The sequence below is a fragment of the Sorangium sp. So ce834 genome, from assembly GCF_051521425.1.
GTDB classification, from domain to species: domain Bacteria; phylum Myxococcota_A; class Polyangia; order Polyangiales; family Polyangiaceae; genus Sorangium; species Sorangium cellulosum_D.
Genome location: NZ_CP150351.1, coordinates 10,725,333 through 10,751,970, shown reverse-complemented (window position 1 = coordinate 10,751,970; position 26,638 = coordinate 10,725,333). Strand labels below are relative to the sequence as shown.

Sequence of the window (26,638 nt, the reverse complement as noted above, 5' to 3'; positions counted from 1 at the left end):
CCTCCGTAAATGGCGTGGTTCGCTCGCCCCGTGAGGCACCGGCGGCCCAGAGAAGCGAGCTGCGGGTTGTTGCCGGAGCATGGCACGCTATCCGAGTTGCCAGCGGTTGAGTAGACGAATCCGGTCGCCCGGTGGAGGCACGAGGGAGGAGGCGCGGAAATCGTGCTGCGGATCGGGCGATGAGGGCGTGTTCATGGCGCTGCCTCGCGCCGACAAGATTTTGTCATTGCTATTTACATTCTCGATTGTTTCCCTCGCCGCCGCGGAGGGAAGCAATGGCATCCGGGTGGGTGAAATGGGTGTGGCGGTGGTGCGCGAGCTGCGTTGTCTTGCTCGTGGCGGTGAGCGCGCCGCTCGGCGCGTGGGCTCAAGCGCTGACGTTGCGTCGAATGGGCGATCCCCTTCGCGCGCGGCTCAGCGGCGCTCGCGCTGGCGCCGAGATGGCAGCTGCGCTCGCCGGCGGCGCCGCCACCCTCGCCCTCGCGACGCCAGGCGGGGCCTCGGAGGGCCCCGAGAACCGCGCCGTGGTCCCGATCGCCGCCCTTCCGGCGGACGTTCGCGCAGCCGGCGCCGGCCAGGGTGCGGATCCATGGGTCCTGTTCGACGGCCGCGCTGACACCGGGCTTCGCAGCGAGACCGGCGAGGTGATGCGGGTCCGCGTCTCGTTCCCGCAGCCGACCGCGCTCGAAGCGCTCGCGCTGTACGGGCGCATCGATGGCGCGCTCACGGTCTATGTGGAGCATGGCGCCGAGCTTCAGGCGGTGTCCGGCCTGGTCGACGTACCGCTCCACGACACGGGCGAGCGCTGGACACGCTTTCCGATGGCCATCACGGCGCAGCGACTCGTGCTCGAGTGGCTCCCTTCGGGCGAGCGCGGGCCGCAGGAGCTCGTGTTCTGGACCGCCGGCGCGCCCACGCGCAGCCTGGCGGAGGTGGAGCTGGCCGATCGCGTGCTCGCGGGGAAGCTGGCGGGCGCAACCCAGTTCCCGGCGATGTCCGAGCGGGCGGCGGTGACGCGCACGGGCGGCGAGCAGTCGCTGACATTTCACCTGGACACCGATCCACGGGCGCTCGCGCGCGCGTTCCTCGTCTACGAGCTCGAGGGGCGCGGGCACTGGTCGAGCGTGAGCCGGCGGCTGAACGGCGCAGCGCCGCGCGGCGGCTTCCGGGCGGATGCGCCTGCGACGGGAGGGCTTCAGGTCGAGGAGATCGCGCCCGCGTGGCTGAGGCGCGGCGATAACGTCGTGCGATTCCGGCCTCAGGCGGACATCGAGCAAGGATTCACCGTGAGCGCGCTCCGGGTGATCGGGATCCCGCACGCCGGCGTGCACGAGGCGCGCGCCGCCATGCGCTCCGCCGGGGGCGAGCGCGCGCGTCGCGATGAGCCGCTCCGCATCGATTTCGGCGCACGCGTGGCCCCGCACGCGCTCCTGTTCCAGCTGACGGCCGCGGGCGCCGGGGAGATCGAGATCGCGCCAGGCGCGGGGGCGAACGGGTTGCGCTTCGACCTGAAGGACCTCTCGCCGGGCTGGCATCGCCTCGACCTCCCGGTCCAATCGATCTGGCCGGAGACGGCCTCGGTGCAAATCCGGCCGGCGAAGGGCAGCCGCGCCGAGGTATCGGACGTCGCCGTGGCGGCCAGCCTCATCCCGTCCCGCTCCCCGAGGATCGCGCTGAGCACGCCGCTGCACGGCGAGTGCACCGACGGGAGAGCGTACGTGCGCGGTTTCCTCGACCTCCCCGGCGAGGGCACGCCGCGAGCGCGGCTCTTCGCCGACACAACGCCCGTGGAGCTAGGGGACGACGGCAGCTTCGAGCTCACCCTGCCGGAGCCCGAAGGCGCCCGTCATCGAGCGTGGAGGGCGCACCTCGAGGCGCGGCTCGAGGACGGCACGCGCCTCGGTCGAGCGGTGGAGCTCGGCCCGTGCGCCGAAAGCGCCGCCGCGAGCGCGCCGTCGGGCGGGCTCGTCGTGGATGAGGGCGCCCCGTACGGCGCGGTGGTGACCCCGGAGCAGGGCGGCGTGCTCTCGTTCGCGGGCGCCACGATCGAGGTCCCGCCGGGAGCGCTGGCGGAGGCGACGCGCATCACGATCCGGCCGCTGATGCCCGTCCAGGTGCAGCCGATGGGGCGCGCGATGCGCAACGTGACGCCCGAGGACCGCGCGTTCCGCTTCGGCCCACACGGCCTCAGGTTCAAGAAGCCGGTGAGGCTGACGCTCCCCATCGACGGCGAGCGCCTCCCGGACGGCGCCGGCGCAAGGGACGTCTTCGGCTTCTACTTCGATGAGACGGCGAAGCAGTGGACCAAGCTCGGGCGCGCCGACGAGGGCCGCACCCGCGAGCTCACGAGCCTGACGGACCACTTCACCGACTTCGTCAACGCGACGATCGCCATGCCGGACCAGCCGGGGGCGCAGTCGTTCGATCCCAACGCCATGAAGGGGATCGAGCTCGCGAGCCCCTCGGCCGGCGTGTCGTTCATCGAGCCGCCCGAGGCGAACAGCCGGGGCACGGCGCAGCTGACGTATCCGATCGAGGTGCCACCGGGCCGGCACGGCCTCGAGCCGGAGCTCGCCGTCACGTACGAGAGCGAGCTGAGCAATGGCTGGCTCGGCGTGGGCTGGGACCTGCGTATCTCCGCGATCGAGATCGACACGCGCTTCGGCGTCCCGCGCTACACCGGCGACGAGCTCTACACGCTCGACGGCCAGATGCTCCGGGCCATCCCCGATCAGCCGGGCCGATATGAACGGCGCGTCGAGGGCGCGTTCGATCGCATCGAGCGCCTCGGGGCCGATCCCCAAAGCTATCACTGGGTGGTCACGGACAAGAACGGCACCCGGTACACCTATGGCGAGAGCGCGGGCGCGCGCCTTTCGGACCCGTCGGGCGACGCCGGGATCTTCCGCTGGAACCTCGAGCGGGTGGAAGACACCTTCGGCAACCAGATGCGCGTCTCGTACTTCGAAGACGTGCCCGGTGGCGGGGAGTGGGTGCAGCTGTATCCGCAGCGGATCGACTACACGGAGCACGCGAGCGGCTCCCCCGCCGCCTACTACCACGTGCTCTTCATCCTGGACGACGGCGCGCAGCGGAGAGACATCCTCAGCTCGGCGCGCGCGGGCTTCGAGGTGCGGACGACGCGAAGGCTGGAGCGCGTCGACGTGACCATGGGCGAGGTGCCCGGCGCCGAGGAGATCATCCGGAGCTACCACTTCGCCTACCACGAGCCTGACACCCGGCATTATTCCAAGTCGCTCCTCAAGAGCATCGCTCTCCACGGGAACGGCGGCGCCGGGCAGCTCTACGAGCATACGTTCGAGTACTTCGGTCTCGAGCAGCAGGACGGCAGGCTTCAGGTCTTCTCCGCCCCGACCGAGTGGAGCCGTCCGGCGGAAGGGCGCGACGGCCTCGGGGCGACCAGCTCTATCGAAGGGGGGCTCAACGCGTTCGTCGGCGCGGGGCCGCCGGTCTGCGATCCGCACGGCGGGCTGGGCGTCGGCGTCTCGTTCGGCATGGACGAGGACGAGGTCGCCTTCACCGACATCAACGGTGACGGGCTCCCGGACTTCGTGGGGAGCAACGGGGTCTGGCTGAACGCGCTCCCGGATCGGTCGAGCCCGAACGCGTTCTCCCCGGAGAGCGCCGGCAGCACGCACCAGATCACGGCCAGCCTGCAGGGGGCGATCCACTTCTTCCAGGAGCTCGGGGGCGCCGGGATCAACCAGTCCTGGACCACCGCCACCGCGCAGCGCGTGCTGCTCGATATCAACGGGGACGGCTTCCCGGAGCTGTTCGGTCGGAGCGGGGCGACGCTGAACCCGAACAACGCGCGGCTCGGGTCGGGCGCGAGCGGCGCCGGCTTCACCGTCGACGAGGATTTCAGCGACGGCGAGCAGGTCGCGGAGCTCGGCAAGGCGTTCTACCGGACCAGCCCGCTGGTGAAGTGGACGCCGCCATTGGATGGCATCGTCGTCATCGACGGCGGCGTGTCGCTGGCCGGCGGCGGCGTGGGAGACGGGGTGACGGCGTCGATCACGAAGGCGATCTGGGCGGCGCGGCCGGGCGACCTGGGGCATCACGAGCAACAGCTGCTCTGGCAACGAGAGATCGGGCCGAGCGATGCGGCGTGTGTTCCCGAGGGCGAGGGTGGCTGCGGGAGCGGCATCCAGGTCCGCGTCCGTCGGATGGATGCGCTCTATTTCCGGGTGGATCCGAAGGAGGACATCGAGGGCGACAGCACGCGCTGGAACCCGCGCATCCGCTACACGGAGCGCTGCACGTCGGGGACCTGCGTGCCGATCGCCGGGCCCGACCTGAGGCGCCGCGACGCGCTCGGGCGTCGGCTGTACGTCTACACCTTCGCGGACGACTTCTCGGTGCTGGACCGGAGCGTGCCGGGCTGGGCCGCGGGCGCGGACGGGCAGGTCACGGTCCAGGCGAGCTTCGTCCGGACCGACGCGGACGATGCGTTCGACGTGCGGCTCGTGCGCCGGGACGTCGATTCGGGGGAGCGGGTCGAGCTTCACCGGACGACGGTCTCGGGAGCGCAGCTGAGCACCGAGATCGCCTGGCCTGTGGCGGTGCTCCAGGGAGACCTCCTGTTCCTGTATGCCGAGCTGAGCGACAACGCGGTCGACCCGTCGCGCGTCCAGTACCAGGGGTTCGCCAGGTACACCGAGGTGTGCGGCCACGACGCGGATCCGGGGAGGTGCCGCGCGGTCGAGTCGTGCGCGGAGAGGCCCGGCGCGCCCTCCGGAAGAAGGGAGTGCAGGCTCGAAGCGTTGCCGGGCGACGGCGGGCCGATCTCGGTGCCCGAGGCGTCGATCGTCGTGCCGGTGCAGCTGAGCGACAGCGGCCTCGGCGGGGCGCCGCTGGACCTGGCGCGGCTGGTCGTGCCCGAGGGCGGGACGGTCCGCCTGATCGGCGCCGTCTCCAAGGGCGAGACGCAAGGGCCGGTGAGCCTGCGGGTGGATCGGGGGAGCGAGCGGCTGTTCCGGGAGCTGCTCGGACGGGAGGCGATCTCGCCGGCCCGGAGCGTGCCTGATCCGAGCGATCCGGTGGTGTTCCCGGTGCAGGCGGGCGACGAGCTCGCGTTCACGAGGTTCTTCGAGCTCGACGAGGACATGGGCCCTGCCCTGCCGGAGCCCGGGGCACCGGTGTCGTGGCTGCCGCAGCTCGTGTTCGACGAGACGGGCACCGTGCTCGACGTGCCGACGGTGAACGCGCGGCTGACGCCGGACGGGCAGCTGGACGCCCGCATGGTGGGCGGGTTCCGGGGCTTCAGCTACGGCGAGTGGACGACGGAGTATCCGTTCGACGACAACCAGATCAACAAGCGGCCCGAGGAGAACAAGCCGCCTTATTTCACGCGCGTCGAGCCGCACTGGGAGGGCTATCACGCCGGCTGGTCGCCGGAGGACGCCGGCTTCCCGCTCGTGGGCAGCATCAGCGGCCCGGTGTTCCGCGGCTCGGGCGCGGACATGTACATCACGGCCGGGGAGCTCAAGCCGTCGCGCGTCGGCGGGGTCAGGCCGGAGGATGTGGCCAATGTGCCGGGGCTCCGGAAGAGCCAGAGCAGCTCGACGTCGCAGGATGTCGCGCTGATCGGGACGTTCCAGGTGACGACCGGGACGACGGAGTCGAAGCTGGAGCTGATCGACGTCAACGGCGACGGGCGGCCGGACGCGGTCACGCAGGGCAGCGTGCGCGTGCAGACGTGCGGCGGCGGCCGGTGCGACGGGCAGCAGCCGGGGGAGTACGGCGACCTGACGCTCGAGGGGCCGGGCGACTTCCGGGAGCTCGAGAACGCGAGCGCGCGGTTCGGGTTCGGCTTCGGGTCCGCGGCATCGTCGCTCGCGGACAAGATCAAGGCGAGCGGGAAGACCTCGGCGGTGCTCAGCGTGCTGCCCTCTCTCGGCAAGAGCTGGGGCACGTCGCAGACGACGCGCGACTTTTTGGACGTCAACGGCGACGGGCTCCCGGACAAGGTGAGGAGCGAGGGCGGCCTGCTCTACGCGCGCCTGAACCTCGGCTACCGCTTCGCGGACGAGCGCGCCTGGGCGGTGCTCGATCCGGGCGGAGATCCGTTCGAGCCCTTGCCGGAGGTCGAAGGGGATCCGCTCACCGCGCTGAGCCGGGTGTGGTCGGCGGCGCAGCTCGCGTCGGTGCGGGTGCAGGACAACACGACGAACAGCCTTCAGGTGGGCTACGCGGGGATCGGCGGCGGCATCGCGCACACGGTGAGCCGGACGCTGGCGGACTTCGTGGATCTGAACGGCGATGGGCTGCCCGACCGGGTGAGCAAGCAGCCTGGACAGGACTACTACCGGGTCCGGCTGAACCTCGGGGACGGCTTTGGGCCGGAGGAGAAGTGGAGCGCGCCGGCGGTGAGCGGTAGCCTGCCGTGGGGCGTTGCGCTGGAGAAGGACTTCACGAAGGAGATCAACGGCAGCAACGACGCGCTGTCGTTCTCCGAGACGACGGCGTTCAACGCGGGCTACGGCGTGCCGCTGAAGATCACGACGCCGTACGTGTGCATCATCGTCGAGATCGCGGCGCAGCTCGGGTTGAACGATGGTCGGACGGAGCTCGGATGGGACGACCTGGACGGCGACGGGACGGTCGATCACGTGCTGAAGCTGAGCGACGGGATGCTGCGCGAGAGCGACGGTGCGCTGCGGGCGCGGCTGAACCTGACGGGCAAGACCAACCGGCTGCGGCGCGTGGTCCGGCCGCTTGGCGGCAGCTTCCAGCTGGACTATGCCCGGGAGGGCAACAGGGTGTCGTATGCGAGCAGCCCGGACGAGCTGAGCGTGGACATGCCCGGCAGCAAGTGGGTGCTGTCGCGGGTCGAGGTGGACGACGGCATGGGCACGCCGGCGTATGTCCACACGTTCGATTACCACCAGAGCGGGTTCTACGACCGCGCGGAGCGCGAGGATTACGGCTTCGCGCAGGTGACGGCGACGCGCGAGGACGGCTCGCAGATCGTCACGCGGTACCACAACCAGGACTACTACCGCCGCGGGCTGGTGAGGGAGGTGCGCGAGCAGGACGCCGAGGGGCGGCTGTTCAGCCGAGAGCAGGTGGTTTACCGCTCGCCCGGGGCGTTGCCGACGATGACGGGCTCGTTCTTCCCCGAGGAAGAGCTGCGGACGACGTCCTGGTACGAGGGGAAGACCACGGACCCGAGCGCGCCTGGCAAGCAGACGAGCGAGGAGCGCGACTGGGACGACCGCGGCAACCTGATCCAGCTGACGGAGCACGGCGAGCCAGGCACGCTGGACGACGACGTCACGACCACGATCCACTATGTGACATTCGACGGGCCGCACATCGTGCGGGCGGACAGCGTCGAGGCGCGCGACGGCGCGGGCACGCTGCTGCGCAAGCGCACCGCGGGGTACGACGGCGTGACCGGGGCGGTGGAGTGGATCACGAGCACGGTGATCGGCGGCAAGGACCCGGCGACGGGCGCGCCGTACACGGGCGACGCGTCGACGAATCCAACATGGGAATTCTCGCACGACGCGTACGGCAACCTGGAGCAGGCGATCGACCCCGGGGAGTTCACGCTCACCTACGAATACGATGATGTTGCGGAGACGTACCTCGTTCGGGTGAGCGATTCGTTCGGGTACTCCTCGGAGAGATCACCGGATTATCGCTACGGCGCGATCAGCGCGGTCCAGGACGTCAACGGCCACGAGGTGCACTACGATTACGACGCGTTCGGCCGGCTGGCCGAGGTGTTCGGCCCGAACGACGCGCCCACGGCGGCGGAGGCGACGATTGCGTTCGAGTATGCGCTCCAGCCGGGGGCGAGCCCGGCTATGCCGGCGTGGGCGCGCACGCGGCACAAGGACGTGCAGCACCCGGGGGATCCGATCGACACGGTGACGTTCATCGACGGGCTCGACCGGGTGATCCAGACGAAGAAGGACCTCGAGAAGGATCAGGGCTCGGGGGCGGATCCGATCGTGGGCATGACCGTGAGCGGGCGGGTGGTGCTCGACGAGCGGGGGCGCGTCGCGCTGCAGGGGCAGCCGGTGTTCGATACGGGCGAGGCGACGGCGTTCGTGGACGTGCCGCTGAAGAACGCGACGGTGTTCGAGTACGACGTGCTCTCGCGGGTGATCGAGCAGCGGGAGCCGGATGACGAGGCCGGCGAGGCGGTGACCACGACGAGCTACGACATCGAGGAGCTCGATGGCGTGGCGATGTTCGTCGCGACGGAGGTCGACCCGAACGGGAAGGTGCGCAGGGCGTACCAGGACGTGGACAACGCGATCGTGGCGGTCGAGGAGCGCAATCGGCTGCACGGGTCGGAGGCGTGGGCCACGCTGGTGACGCGGTACGGGTACAATGCGGTGGACGAGCTCGTGCGGGTGACCGATGCGCGCGGGAACGTGACGACCGCGGAGTACGACTCGGTGGGGCGGATGGTTGCGCTCACGAGCCCGGACATGGGCCGTACCGAGTGGCGTTACGACCTGTCGGGCAACGTCGGCGCGCGGCAGACGGCGAAGCTGGCGGCGGAGAGTGCGAGCAAGCTGATCCGGTACGAGTACGCGTTCAACCGGCTCGAGCGGGTGGATTACCCGGACTCGACGGACGTGACGTACGTGTACGGCGCACCGGACGCGGAGGGCGACGAGCACGGCAACCGGGCCGGGCGGCTCGTCGAGGAGCAGAGCGAGGCGGGGACGAGGACGTTTGCGTACGACCGGCTCGGGAACGTCGCGCAGCTGACGACCGAGTTCCCCCGGATCCGCGAGCCGCACCGGGGGCCGTACGAGGCGACGATGGAGTACGCGTTCGACTCCTTCGGGCGGCTGCTGTCGATGAAGTTCCCCGGTTCCGGCGCGGAGGTGGTGACGTACGGCTACGACCGAGGCGGCCTGGTCCGGTCGGCTGTCGGGACGAACACCCAGCCGAACCCGCAGCACCCGGACGAGCCGGCGACGACGCAGTACCTGCTGCACATCGGCTACGACGAGTTCGAGCAGCGGGTGCGCGTGGTGCACGGCAACGGCATCGCGACGTCGTACAAGTACTTCGAGAAGTCGCGGCGGCTGGAGCAGATCAACGCCGATCACCGCGACCGGTTCCTCGTGGAACGAGGGTTGCCGGCGAGGCCGTTCCAGAGGATGCGGTATGCGTACGACGCGGCGGGCAACCTGGAGCAGGTGCGGAACGAGGCGCCGTACGACCAGGAGATGCCAGGCTCGGTGCTGGTCGGGCCGACGACGCACGATTACGGGTACGACGACCTCTACCAGCTGATCTCGGCGAGCGGGACGTACCAGGACCGGAGGGATTGGCAGTACCGGTACCGGCTGTCGTTCGACTTCGACGAGATCGGCAACATCCTGACGAAGGACCAGGCGAGCTACCGGTTCGTGCCGGATGGGAGCGGAGGATGGCGCGAGGACCACGCGATCCGGGAGCAGACGTACCGGTCGGTGTACCAGTACACGGGACCGCAGCCGCACGCGCCCAGGCACATCGACGAGCACCTCGTGGCGGAGTCGATGCCGTGGCCGCGGGTGATGAGCTACGACGCCAGCGGCAACCAGACGGGTTGGGTCTACCGGGACGCGACGCGGCGCACGACGGAATGGAACGAGGAGAACCGCGTCTCGCGGGTGAGCCAGAACGGGCAGGAGCTGTCGCGCGTGCTCTACGACGGCGAGGGCGAGCGGCGGGTGCACCTGCACCGCATCAGCGGCGAGGAGGAGACGGCCTACCACGACCAGCACCTGACGCTGCGGGACGGGCGGTTCATCACCAAGCACATCTACGCGGGGCAGACGCGCATCGCGAGCAAGATGGATCCGGACTGGTTCCGGGATCCGCCGACGATCTACTACCACCCGGACCACCTGGGCAGCACCAGCTTCGCGTCGAACAACGAGCAGACGCTGACGCAGCGGGACGAGTACTTCCCGACGGGCGAGCTGTGGATCGACGCGTCGGACTCGCGGTACGAGCTGCGGCGAGCGTACGTGTTCACGGGCAAGGAGCTCGACCAGGCGACGGGGCTCTACTACTTCGGGGCGCGGTACTACGACCCGCGGATCAACGTGTGGCTGAGCCCGGATCCGATCCTGGACGAGTACATGGCGGGAGGGCCGGGCGCGGGGGTGTTCAACCCGGGGAACCTCGGGCTGTACAGCTATGCGCTGAACAACCCGGTCAATCTGCTCGATCCCGATGGGCGGCAAGCGCAAGGGGGGCACCGGAACTTCCCGCCCGGCGGGGCTGGGATGGGAGGCTGCCGGAGCCCGAGCTGCTGGACCGGGCCCGAGGGCGCTCGCTTTCATCAGATGATGCAGATGCAGCGCATGGCGGAGCAGCGGGCGCAGGGCAAGGCGCCCGTCAGCCCGGCGGCGGCTCCTCCTCGGACGGTGCGCATGGGCGGCGTGAACCAGCAGCCGGTGCTGCCGCCGCGGCCTGCTGGCCAGCAGCAGGCGGCGGCGCAGCCGCCATCGCAGAAACCTGCGCAAGCGGCGCTGCCGGCGACGCCGCCGCAAGCGACAGCTCCATCGAAACCGGCGCAGGCGGGACCGCTCGCGAAGCCGGCGCAGGCGGCTGCCAAGCAATCGGAATCATCTAACGGACCCACAAGAGCGGCAGCCCTCAAGCCAGAGGCAAAGTATCTCGGGTCAAAGAAACATGGAATCAAATGGAAAGAGGGACCTGCCTTGGCAAGAACAGGCGGGCCGCAAGGTCAGTGGGGAAGCGAGGGGGATTTGCGATACGCAGGGGAGAAAGCAGCGACTCTCAAGCCAGGAGAAGGTGGTTGGTTCGAAATGCCGCCGGGGCACAGCTCCGTCGTCCATCGCCCTGATGGAAAAACCGTTCCAGCTACTAGGTTTTGGGTGAGAAACAACGGAACGGGAACGTTTCACGGATATCCAGCGGAGTGAGATATGGCAGTGGACTTTGTTATTCAAGCCAGCAACCCGCGTACACTTCGAGCGCATGATCAAGATGACTCAAGCCTGTCGGATGCTATTCAAACGGTGTTTCCTATGGAAACAGAGCGGGCAATATTGGTATGGAACCACGTATACCTGCCCCTGTCCTACAAATACGACATCAGCTTGATGGTTGACGATATCGTCAAAATTTGTGAAGACATGTTGTTGATGAACCATGGAACACGGCTCGTGCACTGGCCCTCGAACACCTTTGCCGCCGTTTGGGATATTGCATGGGAACCGATGGTGGTATCTGTTGAAGCTCAGTGGAGCCGCGTGATCGGCTCTACGGAATCGATCTTGGCATGCAGGCCGAGGATTTCGATTTCAAGAGAAGATTTTCTTGCCGAGTGGAAAGCACCGCTCGATGTGGTTCTCGTGGCCCTCGAAACGGCAGGTTACACGCCGAAGCAGATAGCTGAGCTTCACCGCTTGAAAACCGTGGTTGCACAGCTGCCGCAGTATGGTCATCTGTACCGCAACGACGATGCGTCTCGCGGGTAAGCCAGAACGGGCAGGAGCTGTCGCGCGTGCTCTACGACGGCGACGGCGAGCGGCGGGTGCACCTGCACCGCATCAGCGGCGAGGAGGAGACAGCCTACCACGACCAGCACCTGACGCTGCGGGACGGGCGGTTCATCACCAAGCACATCTACGCGGGGCAGACGCGCATCGCGAGCAAGATGGATCCGGACTGGTTCCGGGATCCGCCGACGATCTACTACCACCCGGACCACCTGGGCAGCACCAGCTTCGCGTCGAACAACGAGCAGGCGCTGACGCAGCGGGACGAGTACTTCCCGACCGGGGAGCTGTGGATCGACGCGTCGGACTCGCGGTACGAGCTGCGGCGAGCGTACGTGTTCACCGGCAAGGAGCTCGACCAGGCGACGGGGCTCTACTACTTCGGGGCGCGGTACTACGACCCGCGGATCAACGTGTGGCTGAGCCCGGATCCGATCCTGGACGAGTACATGGCGGGAGGGCCGGGCGCGGGGGTGTTCAACCCGGGGAACCTCGGGCTGTACAGCTATGCGCTGAACAACCCGGTCAATCTGCTCGATCCCGATGGGCGGCAAGCGCAAGGGGGGCACCGGAACTTCCCGCCCGGCGGGGCTGGGATGGGGGGCTGCCGGAGCCCGAGCTGCTGGACCGGGCCCGAGGGCGCTCGCTTTCACCAGATGATGCAGATGCAGCGCATGGCGGAGCAGCGGGCGCAGGGCAAGACGCCCGTCAGCCCGGCGGCGGCTCCTCCTCGGACGGTGCGCATGGGCGGCGTGAACCAGCAGCCGGTGCCGCCGCCGCGGCCTGCGGGCCAGCAGCAGGCGACGCGGCAGCCGGCGCAGGCAGCGCAGCCGGCGAAGCCCCCGCAGGCGGCACAGCCGGCGAAGCCACCCCAGCCAGCACAGCCGGGGCAGATGGCCGCGAAACCGCAGTCATCATCTGCAGGAGCCGCCAAGGGGGGACCGACCCGGCCCCTACCCGAGTTAAAGGTCGACAGCATTCAATTCGGAAAAAAAGTAGGCAAACATGCCAAGGATTTCGGGCTCGACGCAGGCAACCCAGCTCATCGCCAATGGGTTCGAGAGCGAATCAACACGGTAGTTCAGCAGTACGACGAAGTCCGTCAGGGACCGTGGAGCCCACGAGGTGGCGGAGGTAACGACTTCCTGTTTTTTAGGAAAGGTACCGACCTCGTGATCACCAAGCCGAGCGGCGAGTTTGTGACGATCTTTCCAGGAGGTCAGTCGAATGAGTGGTTCAAAGGCGCTTCCCCTCGCTAACCTTAAGTCGCTATGTGGAAAGCGACTTCGTCGAGTTGCGAGGATACTGTTCGAGCATGGCGGACAGATTGAGCCAGGCGACGGTCCGCTTGAACTCTACTTGGACGACGGAACCGTAGTTCTTTTTGACGGATCGGCGGACGGTGAGGGTCTTCGTGTTCAATATGCGCCATGGGTGGACCCATTCGAGCCACCGATTTCCGATGAAAACCGCGAATACATAGAGCAAAGCGGAAAGTGGAGTAGGGTCGAACAGTCGAGTATTCCGATGTTTGTTGGCATGCTCGGTGCGATTATCTCCTCTGTGACGATCTTGGAGAACGAGTTCGGTAGAGAAGCCGGAGTCCAGCTCTGTGCTGGGGGAACGGCCCTCTGGTTCGTAGTCGCAGGCGACGAGTGCCACGTCTATTGGGAGCAACCGATCGGATTCAGAAGAAGTGCCAGGTACGCTCAGTAGGTGCCGCGTCGCCCAATCGTGGCCATCCAGCGCAGCTCGGATTGAACGACGGTCGTAACGAGCTCGGATGGGACGACCTGGACGGCGCCGGAACGGTCGATCACGTGCTGAAGGCATGCGTACGACGCGGCGGGCAACCTGGAGCAGGCGCGGAACGAGGCGCCGTACGACCAGGAGATGCCAGGCTCGGTGCTGGTCGGGCCGACGACGCACGATTACGGGTACGACGACCTCTACCAGCTGATCTCGGCGAGCGGGACGTACCAGGACCGGAGGGACTGGCAGTACCGGTACCGGCTGTCGTTCGACTTCGACGAGATCGGCAACATCCTGACGAAGGACCAGGCGAGCTACCGGTTCGTGCCGGATGGCAGCGGCGGATGGCGCGAGGACCACGCGATCCGGGAGCAGACGTACCGGTCGGTGTACCAGTACACGGGACCGCAGCCGCACGCGCCCAGGCACATCGACGAGCACCTCGTGGCGGAGTCGATGCCGTGGCCGCGGGTGATGAGCTACGACGCCAGCGGCAACCAGACGGGTTGGGTCTACCGGGACGCGACGCGGCGCACGACGGAATGGAACGAAGAGAACCGCGTCTCGCGGGTGAGCCAGAACGGGCAGGAGCTGTCGCGCGTGCTCTACGACGGCGAGGGCGAGCGGCGGGTGCACCTGCACCGCATCAGCGGCGAGGAGGAGACGGCCTACCACGACCAGCACCTGACGCTGCGGGACGGGCGGTTCATCACCAAGCACATCTATGCGGGGCAGACGCGCATCGCGAGCAAGATGGATCCGGACTGGTTCCGGGACCCGCCGACGATCTACTACCACCCGGACCACCTGGGCAGCACGAGCTTCGCGTCGAACAACGAGCAGACGCTGACGCAGCGGGACGAGTACTTCCCGACGGGCGAGCTGTGGATCGACGCGTCGGACTCGCGGTACGAGCTGCGGCGGGCGTACGTGTTCACGGGCAAGGAGCTCGACCAGGCGACGGGGCTCTATTACTTCGGGGCGCGGTACTACGACCCACGGATCAACGTGTGGCTGAGCCCGGATCCGATCCTGGACGAGTACATGGCGGGAGGGCCGGGCGCGGGGGTGTTCAACCCGGGGAACCTCGGGCTGTACAGCTATGCGCTGAACAACCCGGTCAATCTGCTCGATCCCGATGGGCGGCAAGCGCAAGGGGGGCACCGGAACTTCCCGCCCGGCGGGGCTGGGATGGGGGGCTGCCGGAGCCCGAGCTGCTGGACCGGGCCCGAGGGCGCTCGCTTTCACCAGATGATGCAGATGCAGCGCATGGCGGAGCAGCGGGCGCAGGGCAAGACGCCCACAAGCCCGGCGGCGGCTCCTCCTCGGACGGCGCGCATGGGCGGCGTGAACCAGCAGCCGGTGCCGCCGCCGCGGCCTGCGGGCCAGCAGCAAGCGGCGCCGCAGCCGGCGCAGGCAGCGCAGCCGGCGAAGCCCCCGCAGGCGGCACAGCCGGCGAAGCCGCCGGAGCCGACGAAACCCGCTGGTCCCAGCGCTTCGACAGGATCTCGGCAAGCCTCCAGCGCGAAGCTTGTGGATCGGGCAAGAGCTGCGCGCGACGCGAAGGCTGCGGAGGTTGGAGGCTTGCGCTCACCTGCCCGGCCGGCGACAGTCACCGGCGGGTACAACAAAGAAACGGGAAAGTCGAAACAGGATGCTCAGGCGGCGGCCTCTGCGCCGAACAGCGTGTTGTCGAGGCACTCGGAGGAGATCCAAGCAAAGTAAAATTCACAGAAGCCGTGCGCCCACGAGCTGACGGACCTCCGTACAAGCAGGTTCCAGTGTGCACAAAATGTGAATCTCGATACGGTCGCGGCGCGTTTCCAGAGGGAACCCAATTCAAGAGTGATCAAGGGAAATGACATGATATGGGAGATTGAGCGCCATGATTGGTCAAACCTACGTGCTGAAGGCAGTGCATCTCAGATACCGCATGCCATCCGAGAGCTTCAGGCTGCCGCCACGGAATCGGAGGCGCTAGCTGCATACTGGAAGATCGATAATACGATTGTCGTACAGGGACAGGTTTACCAGGCGGCCCTTGCCGCGGTGCCATGCCTGTTAGGTGTTCTTCTGCGATGCCCCGATGCTGCTCGTCGGCATGTGCTAGAGCTCCTCGTCCAGATCGGCAGCGGAGAGGTGGCGGCGTGCGAGATCGAGCTTGGTGAGGCAGATCTTGTTCAGCGATGCTTGCGAGAAATCGCTAGAGGTTTGCCAATCTATGTCGATATAATTGAGCACGCGGCAAATGCTGATGAGTGCGCGTTTTGCGTTGATCTTTTGGGTCTCTCATGTGGGGTCGATCACGGTCTTCGAGAGAGGGTATTGTGGTACTTCGAGCGGGTTCGTGTTAATGCCTCGTTCGAGGGGGCACAGAGACTGATTCGTAGCTGGATGGAGGAGCTGAATTCATAGTTCGGTCATTCTGATTGACTTCGATGTCGGCCCATCGATCGCACTCCGATGGACGGGGTGGTGAGTTCTACTCCTTCGGGCGGCTGCTGCCGATCAAGTTTCCCGGCTCCGAGGCGGAGGTGGTGACGTACGGCTACGACCGAGGCGGCCTGGTCGGGTCGGCGGTCGGGACGAACACCCAGCCGAACCCGCAGCATCCGGACGAGCCGGCGACGACGCAGTACCTGCTGCACATCGGCTACGACGAGTTCGAGCAACGGGTGCGCGTGGTGCACGGCAACGGCATCGCGACGTCGTACAAGTACTTCGAGAAGTCGCGGCGGCTTCAGGAGATCAACGCCGATCACCGCGACCGGTTCCTCGTGGAACGAGGGTTGCCGGCGAGGCCGTTCCAGAGGATGCGGTATGCGTACGACGCGGCGGGCAACCTGGAGCAGGCGCGGAACGAGGCGCCGTACGACCAGGAGATGCCAGGCGCGGTGCTGGTCGGGCCGACGACGCACGATTACGGGTACGACGACCTCTACCAGCTGATCTCGGCGAGCGGGACGTACCAGGACCGGAGGGATTGGCAGTACCGGTACCGGCTGTCGTTCGACTTCGACGAGATCGGCAACATCCTGACGAAGGACCAGGCGAGCTACCGGTTCGTGCCGGATGGGAGCGGAGGATGGCGCGAGGATCATGCGATCCGGGAGCAGACGTACCGGTCGGTGTACCAGTACACCGGACCGCAGCCGCACGCGCCCAGGCACATCGACGAGCACCTCGTGGCGGAGTCGATGCCGTGGCCGCGGGTGATGAGCTACGACGCCAGCGGCAACCAGACCGGCTGGGTCTACCGGGACGCGACGCGGCGCACGACGGAATGGAACGAGGAGAACCGCGTCTCGCGGGTGAGCCAGAACGGGCAGGAGCTGTCACTTTGGGGCAGGGGATCGGACCGGGAACGCTCTTCTCCCATGATGAGGCCTGACCATCCACGGAAGCGCCTCCCTCACGGGGCGGTAGCCGCTCCGCAGAGCGCGTTCTGAAGCGTGCTTGTGGAAGGCGGCCACGTGCGTAGAGTCGCGGTGCGATGACGAAGCGACGGAGCGGGGAGGAGGGAGTCGAAGTCCCGAGCCTGACGACGGCGGTGCTGAAGCTGTCCGCGCCGCATGTCGCGTGGCAAGGCCGCGAGGACGCCCCCGCCCGCGCGAAGGGGCGCCCGCGTGGCGCGGCCGGGCAGGAGGAGCGCGCGGGATCTGCCGAGGCCACAGGCGTGCGGCGCCGCAAGAGCGCCGCCCAGCCGTCCGCGGACGAGGTGGGCGAACGGCGGCCGACCCGAGGCGCGGACAAGCAGCGCCGAAGCGAAGCGACCCGAAGGCGCCCCGCGAAGACGAGCTCGACGGTGGCGGGACGAAGCGACGACAGCACCGGCTCGACGCGCCGACGCACCTCGGCGCGGACGCGGAAAGGACGCGCGCCTGACTCGGCCGCTCCGGACGCGACGAGCGCTGTGGGCGCGACGGAAGCGGACGACGCGGCGCGATCAGCGGTCGCGGAAGGCGAGCCGCGAGCCGGTGATCCGAGCCAGGTCCAGGTACTTGAGCCGCCCCTCGGCGATGAGGCGTTGTCGCGTCGCGACCCAGTTGTTGGGACTCAGGTCGAGGATGCGACTGAGCGGATAGCTGGGAGCCACGGTCAGGATCTCCTGCAAGTACAGCTCGGGGTCGAGCCCGTGCATCTGGCAGGTCGCGATGAGCGACGTGATGGCACACGCCCGGACAGCATGCTCGTCGCTGCCGTGGAAGAGCCAGTTGCGCCGCCCCTTGACGACGCGGCGCAGAGCCCTCTCACTGGCATTGTTGTGGATGGGGATCTCCCCGTTGGAGAGGAACTCGCAGAGCGCCTCCCTCTGGTTGTGCAGGTAGACCAGCCCTTCGCGCAACGGCGAATGCTCCGGGACGACCTGCCGCTGCGCCTCGACCCAGGCGAAGAGCTTCTCAATCAGCGGTGCGGACTCGCGCTGCCGGAGCTCGAGACGCTCGTCCGGGCTGCACAGGGCGCATTCCTCCTCGACGCGGAAGAGCGCCTGGAGGGTCTGGAGCGCGAACGCCGCCTCCTTGCCCGCCCCGGCCTTGAACGCCTTGAAGAAGCGCCTTCGTGCATGGCTCCAGCAGCCGGCCTCGCGCGCCTTGCCCGGCCCGAACAGCACGTTGTGGTTGGCCGAGGCATCGGCGACCAGCGTCCCCTGGTAGCCGCCGAAGAGCTTCGCGACGGTGGGGCCGTCGTACGTCGGTGTGTAGCGAAACAGCACCCCATCGCCCGGCGCGACCAGGACGAAGACATGCCCATAGCGGTGCTTGTCCTTGGCCCGGATGGCGGTGCCCGTCGCATCCATGGCGAACCACGACCGCGAGAGCGCGTTGCTCCACATGGCATCGGCGATGCGCATCGCGATGCCACCGCAATCGTACTGCCAGCGTGTCATGTTGCCGCGGCCGATGCGGAAGCCGTGGCGATCCGACTCCACCTCTTGCCGGTAGTAGGGCATGTGGTAGTCGAGCTTGTGGACGAACAGGTGGGCCAAGAGGCTCGGGTCAGCAAGGCACCTGTCGATCGGGCGCTCCGGCAGCGCGGCGATCTTCACCGGTCCGCCGCTGTCCTCCGCAGCATCCGACTCGGGCGTGTAGCGTACGAGGACGCCGTCGACGAAGGGGCTTTGCTTGAAGCCCGTGTCCGCGGGGATCCCCAGAAGCTCGTGCTCTCGCACGACCAGGGGCTCGTCCAGCTCGTGCGTGAAGGCCGGTCCACCGGCTGGCGAAGGAGCCGGCTCCTCTTCAGCTCCGCTGCTCGCCGCCGGTGCCTCCGCCTTGGCCACGTACTTGGGGCGACGCGTGACGATCTCGATGGGGCCGCCACGCCGGTAGCCGATGACCGAGCTGTCTTCGGCGCCCACACGCTCGAAGCGCTCGATGCCTTTGAGCAGCACCTCCGGCGGCAGCGACTCGATGACCACCCTCGGGATGACACCGATGCGACGGCGCCCGTGCTCGTGGCGCTTGGCTCGCTTGCCGCCTCCGGGCTCCGAGCCGGAGGAGGACTCTGCCGCCGCCACGCGCTCCGGCGGGCTCGCGGGGCCCGGCGGCTGGATGCTGCCGTCGCTCGGGTCCGCATCAGGCGAGGCGCAGTGCTCGGCCTGCGACGAAGCTGGAGCCGGACAGCCGCCTGGCTCGCCGGCCAGCGAAAGCCGCAGCTGGTCAGGCGAGACCTGCTCGGAGACGTGGCGCCGGAACCCGATCTCCAAGGTCCGAATCGTCTCCTGCAGCTGTTGATTGTACGCCTTGAGCGACTCGACAGTGCGAGCGAGCTCTTGGGCCTGCTGCTCCGCCGTCGAGAGCTCGGCCAGCCTCGCCTCGAGCTCCTGCACCCGCCGGAGCAGCGCGTCGACCGCCGACCCGGGGTCGGCGGGGCTCCCCTGGGCTTGTCCCCTGGCCTGGAGGTAGCCGAGCACGAGCGCCGCACCGTCAAGGCGCTCTGGCTCCGCCGACTGCGGCAGCTCGGTCTCACCGGGGCGTGTCGTCGAGGTCAAGGCGCGCCATGGATGCCCCCTGCGCTTGCCCTTGACAAGTACCTTATGCAGCCGACTTGTCGCTACTTTCGATGAGAATCTCTCGCCGAAGACGGGAATGCAGGGCAGTCGTGGTGCGCCATCGGCGCCGCGCTCCCGCGAGGTCTTCGGGCGCGATGCAGCTCGCGCCCTGCTCCATCTCCGCATCCGGCTGCGCCGGCCGCCATCGGGCCGCGCTGGCGCCGGCAGCGTGGTGAACGAGCGCCGGCGCAGACGCCTCAGTGGACCAGCCGGCGGCGGCTTGCCAGCTCTTCCACGGGTAGACCGGCGAGCAGCTGCGCGAAGTCCTGTGCTGACAGCTCGATACACTTGCCGTCGGCCTCGGTGAACGAGGGCAGAGCAAACGCACCCTTCGAGAGACGCTTATACAGAATCGTATATCCGTTGCGGTCCCACCAAAGTGCTTTTAGCCGGTTGCGCCTCCTGTTGAGGAACAAGAACAGCGCGCCACTGGCCGGGTCCAGGCACAGCACCTGCCGGGTGATCGCGGCGAGCCGGTCGAATGCGCCACGCAAGTCCACTGGACCGACCGCCAGATAGACGGCTATCGTCGCGGGGGTCACCGTCCCCTCCGCAGCGCTTCGATCGCATCCACGAGGTCGCGCGCGCCTATCCCACATACCTGCATCCGCGTCCCATCGGCAAATGCGACGTTGAGCCGCACAGGCGGCGCTTCTCGGCGCTCCGGGCGCACCACGACGGGGAGAAACGGAACATGCTGAGCCGCATGGGTGGCTCTTGGCAACGCACCCTCCTCTGCGCGCTCACCGCCAGCTACCCATCGGTCGACGGTCATCTTGTGGACACCGAGCTCCGTGGCGATCTCGGTCGGCGTCGCCCCCGCGAGGGAACGCTCCTTGGCGTACGCCTCGGCTCGCTCCCGCAGCTCGCTCGGGTACTTCCCACGGCTCTTCTGCTCTCGATACCTCGACATCTCTGCACGCAGCTGCACCAGCTCCCTGCTTCCTGGCATCGCTCGCTCCTCTTCGCTCGGCGAGGGCGCGGCCCTCATCAGACGTCGCGTAGCGTGCAACCGAAGCTGGCTAGGGAAAAGACGCGGTCCGCGGAGCGGCTACACGGGGCGTGAGCGCGAAGAAGGGACGAGCGCGTTCCTGAGCCTGTTTGGTTACAACCCCCCGCCGCCGGCCCCTCCGCGGCCCTACGCCGCCTTCAGCGCCGCCGTGCAGTGCCCGCAGCGCACCGCCTTGATGGGGATGGTCATCGCGCACTCGGGGCACTCCTTGGTCGTCGCGGCCTCCTCGTGCTTTCTCTGGAGCTTCCCCATCAGCTGCATCAGCAGGAACACGCAGAAGGCGATGATGAAGAAGCTCACCAGGTTGTTGATGACCTGGCCATATTGAAGGAGGACCGCGCCCGCCTTCACCATCTCGTCGGGGTTCGCGTAGGGGCCGGGCCCGCTCGGCGCCTTCAGGACGATGTAGTGCCGGCTGAAGTCGATGCCGCCCGTCACCAGGCCTATCGGCGGCATGATCAGGTGATCGACGAGGGACTTGACGATGTTGCCGAACGCCGCGCCGATCACGACGCCGACCGCCATGTCGACGACGTTGCCACGAATCGCAAACTTCTTGAAATCATCCCAGAACATCGCTCACCTCCCATCGCCGAGGGCACCGGCTCGCACTGGCGACTCCGGCTCGGTCACCGCTTTATCGCAACTTCGGCGCTGCCAACAGCCTCCCTGTCCACGCCGTCCACGCGGCCGGCGCCGCCGAGCACAAACGGTGCCACCGAGCTCGTCCGTGCGCTCATCGCCTCCCGGCCCCAGAGCCCGCCGTCAGCCCCCTCTACCGCACCCGCCGCCTCGCCCCACCCCCCCGCAGAGCCGCCACACTCCTCGCCCCACCCTCCACCCCCCCGCCGATTTCTCACACACCGGTTCCCCGATCCCGCCTCGCCTCTCTAGGATGCCCCCCGGAGGACCCACCCCTACCATGGACCCCGATACCGAGGCCGCCCTGCGCTACCGCGCGAAAGCCGAGCTGCGGAAGCGCGCCCGGGCGGTCCGCAACTCCATCCCCCGCGACGCCATCCTCGAGCGCTCCCGCCGCATCGTCCGCGCCCTCGCCGAGCTCCCGGCGGTCGTCGCCGCCCGGCGCGTGGCGCTCTTCTGCCCGATCGAGGACCGCAACGAGGTCGACCTCCGCGAACTCGACCCGCTCCTGCGCGCCCGCGGCGTCCAGGTCGCGTACCCCGCCATCGACCCCGAGTCGCGCGCGATGACCTTCCGCTTCGTCGCCGACCCCGAGGCCATGCAGGAGCGCGGCCTCGGCTTCCGCGAGCCCGACCCCGCCGACGAGGAGGCCGCCGCGCTCGACGTCATCGTCGTCCCCGCCCTCCAGATCGACGCCCGCGGCCACCGGATCGGCTACGGCGCCGGCTACTACGACAGCACCCTGCCGCGCTTCTGCCCCCCGGCGCACGCCGTCGGCGTCGCCTTCGACTTCCAGCTCATCGCCGAGGTGCCCTCGACCGACGGCGACGTCCCGCTCGGGACCATCGTGACCGACGCCCGCGTGCTCGCCGCCGAGCCCGCCTAGGATGCCCAACGGACCGGTGCCCAAGAACCAGGTGGAAGGGGAGACCGACAGCGCAAGGCCCGTCCTCATCGCCGCCCTCGCGTCCGGCGCGATGATCGCCCAGCAGGTCGCCGGTCGGGCCACCCGCGACGCCCTCTTCCTCGCCGCCTTCGGCGCCGCCGACGTCCCCAAGGTCATGGCCGCCGGCGCGGCGCTCTCGTTCGCCGCGGTCCTCCTGCTCTCGCGCGCCCTCCTGCAGCTCTCGCCCGCGCGCGTCGTCCCCGCCACCTGCGCCGCGAGCTCCGTCTTCCTCGGCCTGGAGTGGGCCCTCGCCCTGCGCGCGCCCGGCGCCGCCGCCCTGGTCTTCTACCTGCACGTCGCCGTCTTCGGCGCGACCCTCATCTCCGCCTTCTGGTCGCTCGTCAACGAGCGCTTCGACCCCCACACCGCCCGCCACTCCATGGGGCGCATCGCCGGCGGCGGCACGCTCGGCGGCGTCGTCGGCGGCCTGTTCGCCTGGCGCGCCGGCCACCTCGTGGACGCCCCGACCATGCTCCTCGCCCTCGCCGGCCTGAGCGGGCTGGCCGCCCTGGCGACCTACCTCCTCGGCGCCGGCCTTCCGGCGGCGACCGCCACCGGCGCCGCCGCGAGCACCGCCGCCACCGGCGCCGCCGCGAGCACCTCCGCCGCGAGCACCGCCGGCGCCGACGCTGCCGCGAGCATCGCCGCCGCGAGCACCGCCGCCGCCGGCACCGCCGCCGCGGGGGCCGCCGCAGCCGGCACCGCCGCCGCCGCCGCCTCAGGCGCCGCCGCCTCCTCCACGGGCGCCGCCGCCTCCTCGGCCGCCGCCGCCACCGCCGCCAGCCCCTCCGGCCTCCGCGCCCTGCGCGAGAGCCCCCACCTGCGCGACCTCGCCCTGCTCGTCGGGCTCGGCGCCGTCAGCGGCGCGCTCTTCGACGTGGCCCTCAGCGCCGAGGCCGCCAACGCGATGCGCGACCGCAACGAGCTGCTCTCGTTCTTCGCCCTCTTCCACCTCTCGGTCAGCCTGCTCTCGTTCCTCGTGCAGTCGCTCGCCGCCACCTTCTCGCTCGACCGGCTCGGGCTCGCCGCCACCATCGGCATCCTCCCGGCCGCCGTCCTCACGAGCTCCCTCTCCGTCGTGGTCGCGCCGCGCCTCTGGTCCGCCTCCATCGTCCGCGCCACCGAGGCGGTGCTCCGGAACTCGCTGTTCCGGTCGGGCTACGAGCTGCTCTACACGCCCCTGCCCCCGGACCAGAAGCGGTCGATCAAGACCCTCATCGACGTCGGCTTCGACCGCATCGGCACCGCGGCCGGCAGCGGCCTCGCCATGGTCCTGCTCGCGCTCGCGCCGGACGCGTCGCTGCCGCTCCTCATCGGCCTCGGCACGGCGGCCGCGGGCGTCACCCTGCTCTTCACGCCGCGGCTCCACCGGGGCTACGTCGCCGCGCTCGAGGGCAGCCTGCGCTCCGGCGCCGTCTCGCTCGACCCGGCGAACGTCGTCGACGCGACCACCCGCCGCACCCTGAGCGGCACCGTCGACGCGCTCAGCCGCGACAAGGTGCTCGCCGAGCTCGCCGCCCTCCGGCGGGGGACGGCCGCGCGGGCCGACGCCGGGCGCGCCCACGGCGACGGCGAGCGCATCTCGTACGCCGGCCCGCCGATCTCCGCCCGGCCGCCCGTCTCCGCCCACGCCCCCGGCGACGGGCCGCGCGCCCCGGCGGGCGAGCGCAAGATCGCCGAGGGGCCGCTGTCGGCGCGCTCCGCGTCGGCCGCGCTCTCGTCCGACCCGGTGCTCGCGGCGGTCGCCGACCTCCGCTCGGGCGAGCCCGAGCGCGTCCGCCGGGCGCTCGCCCGGGAGCCCGACCCCGCCCTCGTCCCGCACCTCCTCCCGCTCCTCGAGCGCGACGGGCTCATCTCGGACGCGATCCGCGCGCTCCGCGCCGTCGCCCCCCGCGCGACCGGCCAGCTCCTCGACGCGCTGCTCGACCCGGCCGTGAGCCTCGCCGTCCGGCGCCGCATCCCGCGCGTGCTCCAGGCCTGCCCCACCCAGCGCGCCGCCGACGGGCTGATGCTCGGCCTCGCCGACGAGCGCTTCGAGGTGCGCTACCAGTGCGGCGTGGCGCTCGCGCGCCTGCTCCAGCAGCGCGCGCCGATCCACCTGCGCCGCGACGACGTGATCGCGGCGGCGATGCGGGAGATCGAGATCGACCGCCGGGTGTGGGACGCCCAGCCCCCGAACGCGTCCCCGCCGGCCGAGGCGCCCCTGGCCGCGCGCCTGCTGGTCGAGCGGACGAGCCGCAGCCTGGAGCACGTCTTCCGTGTGCTCTCGCTCTGCCTTGAGCGCGAGCCGCTCGAGATCGCCTACCGGGCGCTCCACGCCGACGACGCGCACCTCCGCGGGACCGCGCTCGAGTACCTGGAGAACGTGCTGCCGGCGCCCATCCGCGAGAGCCTCTGGCCGTACCTGGGCGCCCGCCCGGCCGCCCCCGCCGAGCCGCTGACCGCCGCCGAGCCCTGCGCCGGCGAGCCGGGCCCCGCGGCGCCGGCCGCCGCCGAGCCCCGCCCTGGGGAGCCGCGCGCCGCCGAGCCGCGCGAGCCGCGCGTGCCGCGCGTGCCGCGCGTGCCGCGCCTGCCCGAGGATGCGCTCGACGAGCTGCGCCGGTCTGCCGCCAAGTGGCCGCGGGCGTCGATCTCCGCCGCGCGCCGGCGCAGGGAGCCGCGCACGTAGCGCGTGCGCTCCCCACGTAGCGCGGGGCTATGTGGGCGGCGCTCCCCACGTCGCGCGCCGCTACGCAGCAGCGCGGCGCTCCCCTCCGCAGCGGCGCGCTCCCCCACGCAGCGGCGCGCCCCCTCGCACAGCGGCGCGCTCGGCGCCTGGCGGAGGCGTCACCGAGCGCCGAGCGGCCCGTCGATCCGGCGAGCGACAAAAAGAAAAAGCGTCGCCGGGGCCCGGGGGGGGAGAGGCCGCACCAGCAACGCTGCCCTATGAATTAGCAGCTCGCATGCCACCGCGAGAAGCTCAAAATTCGCTGCGAAATCGCATAGATGTCCCGGGCGCATTCCCTCGCGTTGCACTCCTGCGATTTCATCCTTGCAGGCGCGCATTGCGTCGGGGGCGGGCCGGCCAGCTCCGTGCTGACGCTCGGAGCTAGTGCAGCGGCTCGCGGCGCCGCGCTCTCTCGTCGAGGTGCTCGGCGATCGTGAGCCGGTCGGCGTCGCTCATGACCACGAAGCGGACGGCGAGCAGGTTGTCGCGGTCCCAGACCGGGCGGGCGCGCAGCCGGATGGGGCGCCCGACCCCGAGGTCGAGCTCGAACGGGGTGACCGCCGGCAGCGCCCGGCCCGCGAGCCCGGGCGTGCGCTCGACGACCATCCCGGTCGGGGAGAGATCGATCGCGCGGCACCGGTGCCTGTGGCCGTCGACGAGCGCCGAGACGGGGAAGTCGACCTGGGCGCGCGCGCCCTGCCTGCGATCCATGCGTTCCTCCTGGGTCCTCGTGAGGCGCCGAGCGTAGGTCGCGCGGCTCGTCCGGGCCAAACATCGGGCGGGCGAGCCCCGCCGGCACCCCGCAGCGCGGCGGCGCGATCCCGCCGCGGGTGCGATATGCTGGCGGGGCGAAAGGAAGGTCGGCGATGCCCACGTGCCGCGAGTGCGACAGCGAGGTCGACGAGCTCAAGACGATCAAGGTCGGAAGCAAAAAGAAGAAGGTCTGTGAGGACTGCGCCGATCGCGCGGCCCAGGAAGGCGCGATCGCCGAGGAGAGCGAGGCGGTGGTGCAGCAGATGATGGGCTTCAAAGGCAGGCGCTGAGCCCGCCCCGGCCCCCGCTCGGCCCGCCGGACGCCCCGAGTTCAGGAGGAAGACGGGAGTTCCCGAAAGGGAGCGAGATCTCCTCCTGAGCCCGATTCATCCTTTTCCGTATCCCTGCCAACCCGTTCAGTTTTCCCGCGAGGCCGGCGGCTTACTTTCCCGTGGCTGGCGGCGGCGGCGCGATGAACAACGACGCGGCCGTCGCGCGGACGCGCCGGATCTCGTCGTCGAACACCGCTCATTCGTGCCTCTCGGCGATCTCCCGCACGGTCGCCTCGGTCTCGCCGGCGAGAACGCACCGGCGAGCGCGCTCGGATTCCCCGGGAACGGGCGCGGCCGCCGGCCGAACGCGCGGCGCCTCGTCGAATCGCGAATGAGCCGACGCCCACGCGAGGTTGCGAGCGCCGCAATGGAATCTCTCCCCGGAGATCGGATCGGCGAATGACTCCGCTGCGCGAGCGCCGAGGCGCGCTGGGCAAAGCCGCGTCGCCGCGGAAGGAGCGCCCGGCGCGCGTGGCACCGCCGCGCGCGCTCGAGGCGCCGCGGCAGCGGCTCGAAGCGTGAAAGGCGCTGCTCCCATGCGGGCGCGATGAGATCGGCGCGACCACCGCGCCGCCCGTCGCTGGCGACAATCGCGGCGCGCTCCGGCGAAGAACACCGCACCAGCGCGGCGTGGACGTCGCCCGCGAGCGCGACAGATGCGGGGAGAGGTAGGCAGAGGTCGTTGGAGCGAATGGATATTTCGGTCGCAGTGCATGTTGGCCCACAATTCCACGGGATTTTGACCATGAAAGAGCGGGCGAGCGGGCACATCGCTCTACATTCCTCACATCAGCGGACGAGCTGCGCATTGCAGTTTTGCATCGAATTTTTGCAACCTTGATGTGAAAAGCGGCTGAGGTGTGCGACCTAATTGGCCGATCGTTTGATTTGCGAAAGCATTTCGTCTTGACCCTTTGCTCCAATCCAGGAAT

At 69.3% G+C, this 26,638-nt stretch carries 15 protein-coding genes; 9 read left to right on the top strand and 6 right to left on the bottom strand.

Going from position 1 to position 26,638, the window contains the following annotated elements:
- The first annotated feature begins 389 nt into the window (after positions 1-389).
- The 5 genes from WMF20_RS39570 to WMF20_RS39550 all read left to right on the top strand — a co-directional run bounded on the left by WMF20_RS39570 (position 390) and on the right by WMF20_RS39550 (position 14,990).
- Entirely contained in the window at positions 390-10,934 is a 10,545-nt protein-coding gene (locus WMF20_RS39570) for a SpvB/TcaC N-terminal domain-containing protein (protein WP_437606921.1), read from the top strand.
- 3 nt (positions 10,935-10,937) lie between these two features.
- Positions 10,938-11,492, top strand: a complete 555-nt coding sequence (locus WMF20_RS39565; protein WP_129579128.1) for a hypothetical protein — start codon at positions 10,938-10,940, stop codon at positions 11,490-11,492.
- 26 nt (positions 11,493-11,518) lie between these two features.
- Complete coding sequence (locus tag WMF20_RS39560) at positions 11,519-12,772, top strand: RHS repeat domain-containing protein (RefSeq protein ID WP_129579127.1); 1,254 nt, start codon at positions 11,519-11,521, stop codon at positions 12,770-12,772.
- Entirely contained in the window at positions 12,741-13,229 is a 489-nt protein-coding gene (locus WMF20_RS39555) for a hypothetical protein (RefSeq protein WP_129579126.1), read from the top strand. Before WMF20_RS39560 ends, WMF20_RS39555 begins: the two co-directional genes overlap by 32 nt.
- 177 nt (positions 13,230-13,406) lie before the next feature.
- Positions 13,407-14,990, top strand: coding sequence for an RHS repeat domain-containing protein (locus tag WMF20_RS39550; protein ID WP_437606920.1), 1,584 nt, complete (start codon positions 13,407-13,409; stop codon positions 14,988-14,990).
- 381 nt (positions 14,991-15,371) lie between these two features.
- Here WMF20_RS39550 and WMF20_RS39545 read toward each other — a convergent pair whose 3' ends face one another.
- Complete coding sequence (locus WMF20_RS39545) at positions 15,372-15,506, bottom strand: hypothetical protein (protein ID WP_257792744.1); 135 nt, start codon at positions 15,504-15,506, stop codon at positions 15,372-15,374.
- Between the two features lie 197 nt (positions 15,507-15,703).
- Here WMF20_RS39545 and WMF20_RS39540 point away from each other — a divergent pair, with 197 nt between their 5' ends.
- Positions 15,704-16,714, top strand: a complete 1,011-nt coding sequence (locus WMF20_RS39540) for a hypothetical protein (RefSeq protein ID WP_437606919.1) — start codon at positions 15,704-15,706, stop codon at positions 16,712-16,714.
- A 497-nt stretch (positions 16,715-17,211) separates the two neighbouring features.
- Here WMF20_RS39540 and tnpC read toward each other — a convergent pair whose 3' ends face one another.
- From tnpC to mscL, 4 genes are all read right to left on the bottom strand, one after another.
- Positions 17,212-19,254 carry an IS66 family transposase gene (gene tnpC / locus WMF20_RS39535; RefSeq protein WP_437605679.1) on the bottom strand — a complete coding sequence of 681 codons (2,043 nt, stop codon included), beginning with the start codon at positions 19,252-19,254 and terminating at the stop codon, positions 17,212-17,214.
- Positions 19,255-19,511: 257 nt separating this feature from the next.
- On the bottom strand, positions 19,512-19,856 hold the full coding sequence (gene tnpB / locus WMF20_RS39530) for an IS66 family insertion sequence element accessory protein TnpB (RefSeq protein WP_165374362.1): 345 nt from the start codon (positions 19,854-19,856) through the stop codon (positions 19,512-19,514).
- A complete protein-coding gene (locus WMF20_RS39525) occupies positions 19,853-20,266 on the bottom strand; it encodes a helix-turn-helix domain-containing protein (RefSeq protein ID WP_129575099.1) in 414 nt (137 codons plus the stop codon). The genes tnpB and WMF20_RS39525 overlap by 4 nt, the downstream gene beginning before the upstream one ends.
- A 186-nt stretch (positions 20,267-20,452) precedes the next feature.
- Positions 20,453-20,902, bottom strand: a complete 450-nt coding sequence (gene mscL / locus WMF20_RS39520; RefSeq protein WP_129579122.1) for a large conductance mechanosensitive channel protein MscL — start codon at positions 20,900-20,902, stop codon at positions 20,453-20,455.
- Positions 20,903-21,248: 346 nt separating this feature from the next.
- Between mscL and WMF20_RS39515 the strand changes: the two genes are divergently transcribed.
- Positions 21,249-21,854, top strand: coding sequence for a 5-formyltetrahydrofolate cyclo-ligase (locus WMF20_RS39515; protein ID WP_129579121.1), 606 nt, complete (start codon positions 21,249-21,251; stop codon positions 21,852-21,854).
- A 16-nt stretch (positions 21,855-21,870) separates the two neighbouring features.
- Complete coding sequence (locus WMF20_RS39510) at positions 21,871-24,582, top strand: hypothetical protein (RefSeq protein WP_437606918.1); 2,712 nt, start codon at positions 21,871-21,873, stop codon at positions 24,580-24,582.
- A gap of 420 nt (positions 24,583-25,002) precedes the next feature.
- Here WMF20_RS39510 and WMF20_RS39505 read toward each other — a convergent pair whose 3' ends face one another.
- Positions 25,003-25,332, bottom strand: a complete 330-nt coding sequence (locus WMF20_RS39505) for a PilZ domain-containing protein (RefSeq protein WP_020740063.1) — start codon at positions 25,330-25,332, stop codon at positions 25,003-25,005.
- A gap of 155 nt (positions 25,333-25,487) precedes the next feature.
- Here WMF20_RS39505 and WMF20_RS39500 point away from each other — a divergent pair, with 155 nt between their 5' ends.
- Positions 25,488-25,664, top strand: coding sequence for a hypothetical protein (locus tag WMF20_RS39500; protein WP_159397796.1), 177 nt, complete (start codon positions 25,488-25,490; stop codon positions 25,662-25,664).
- Positions 25,665-26,638: the final 974 nt, after the last annotated feature.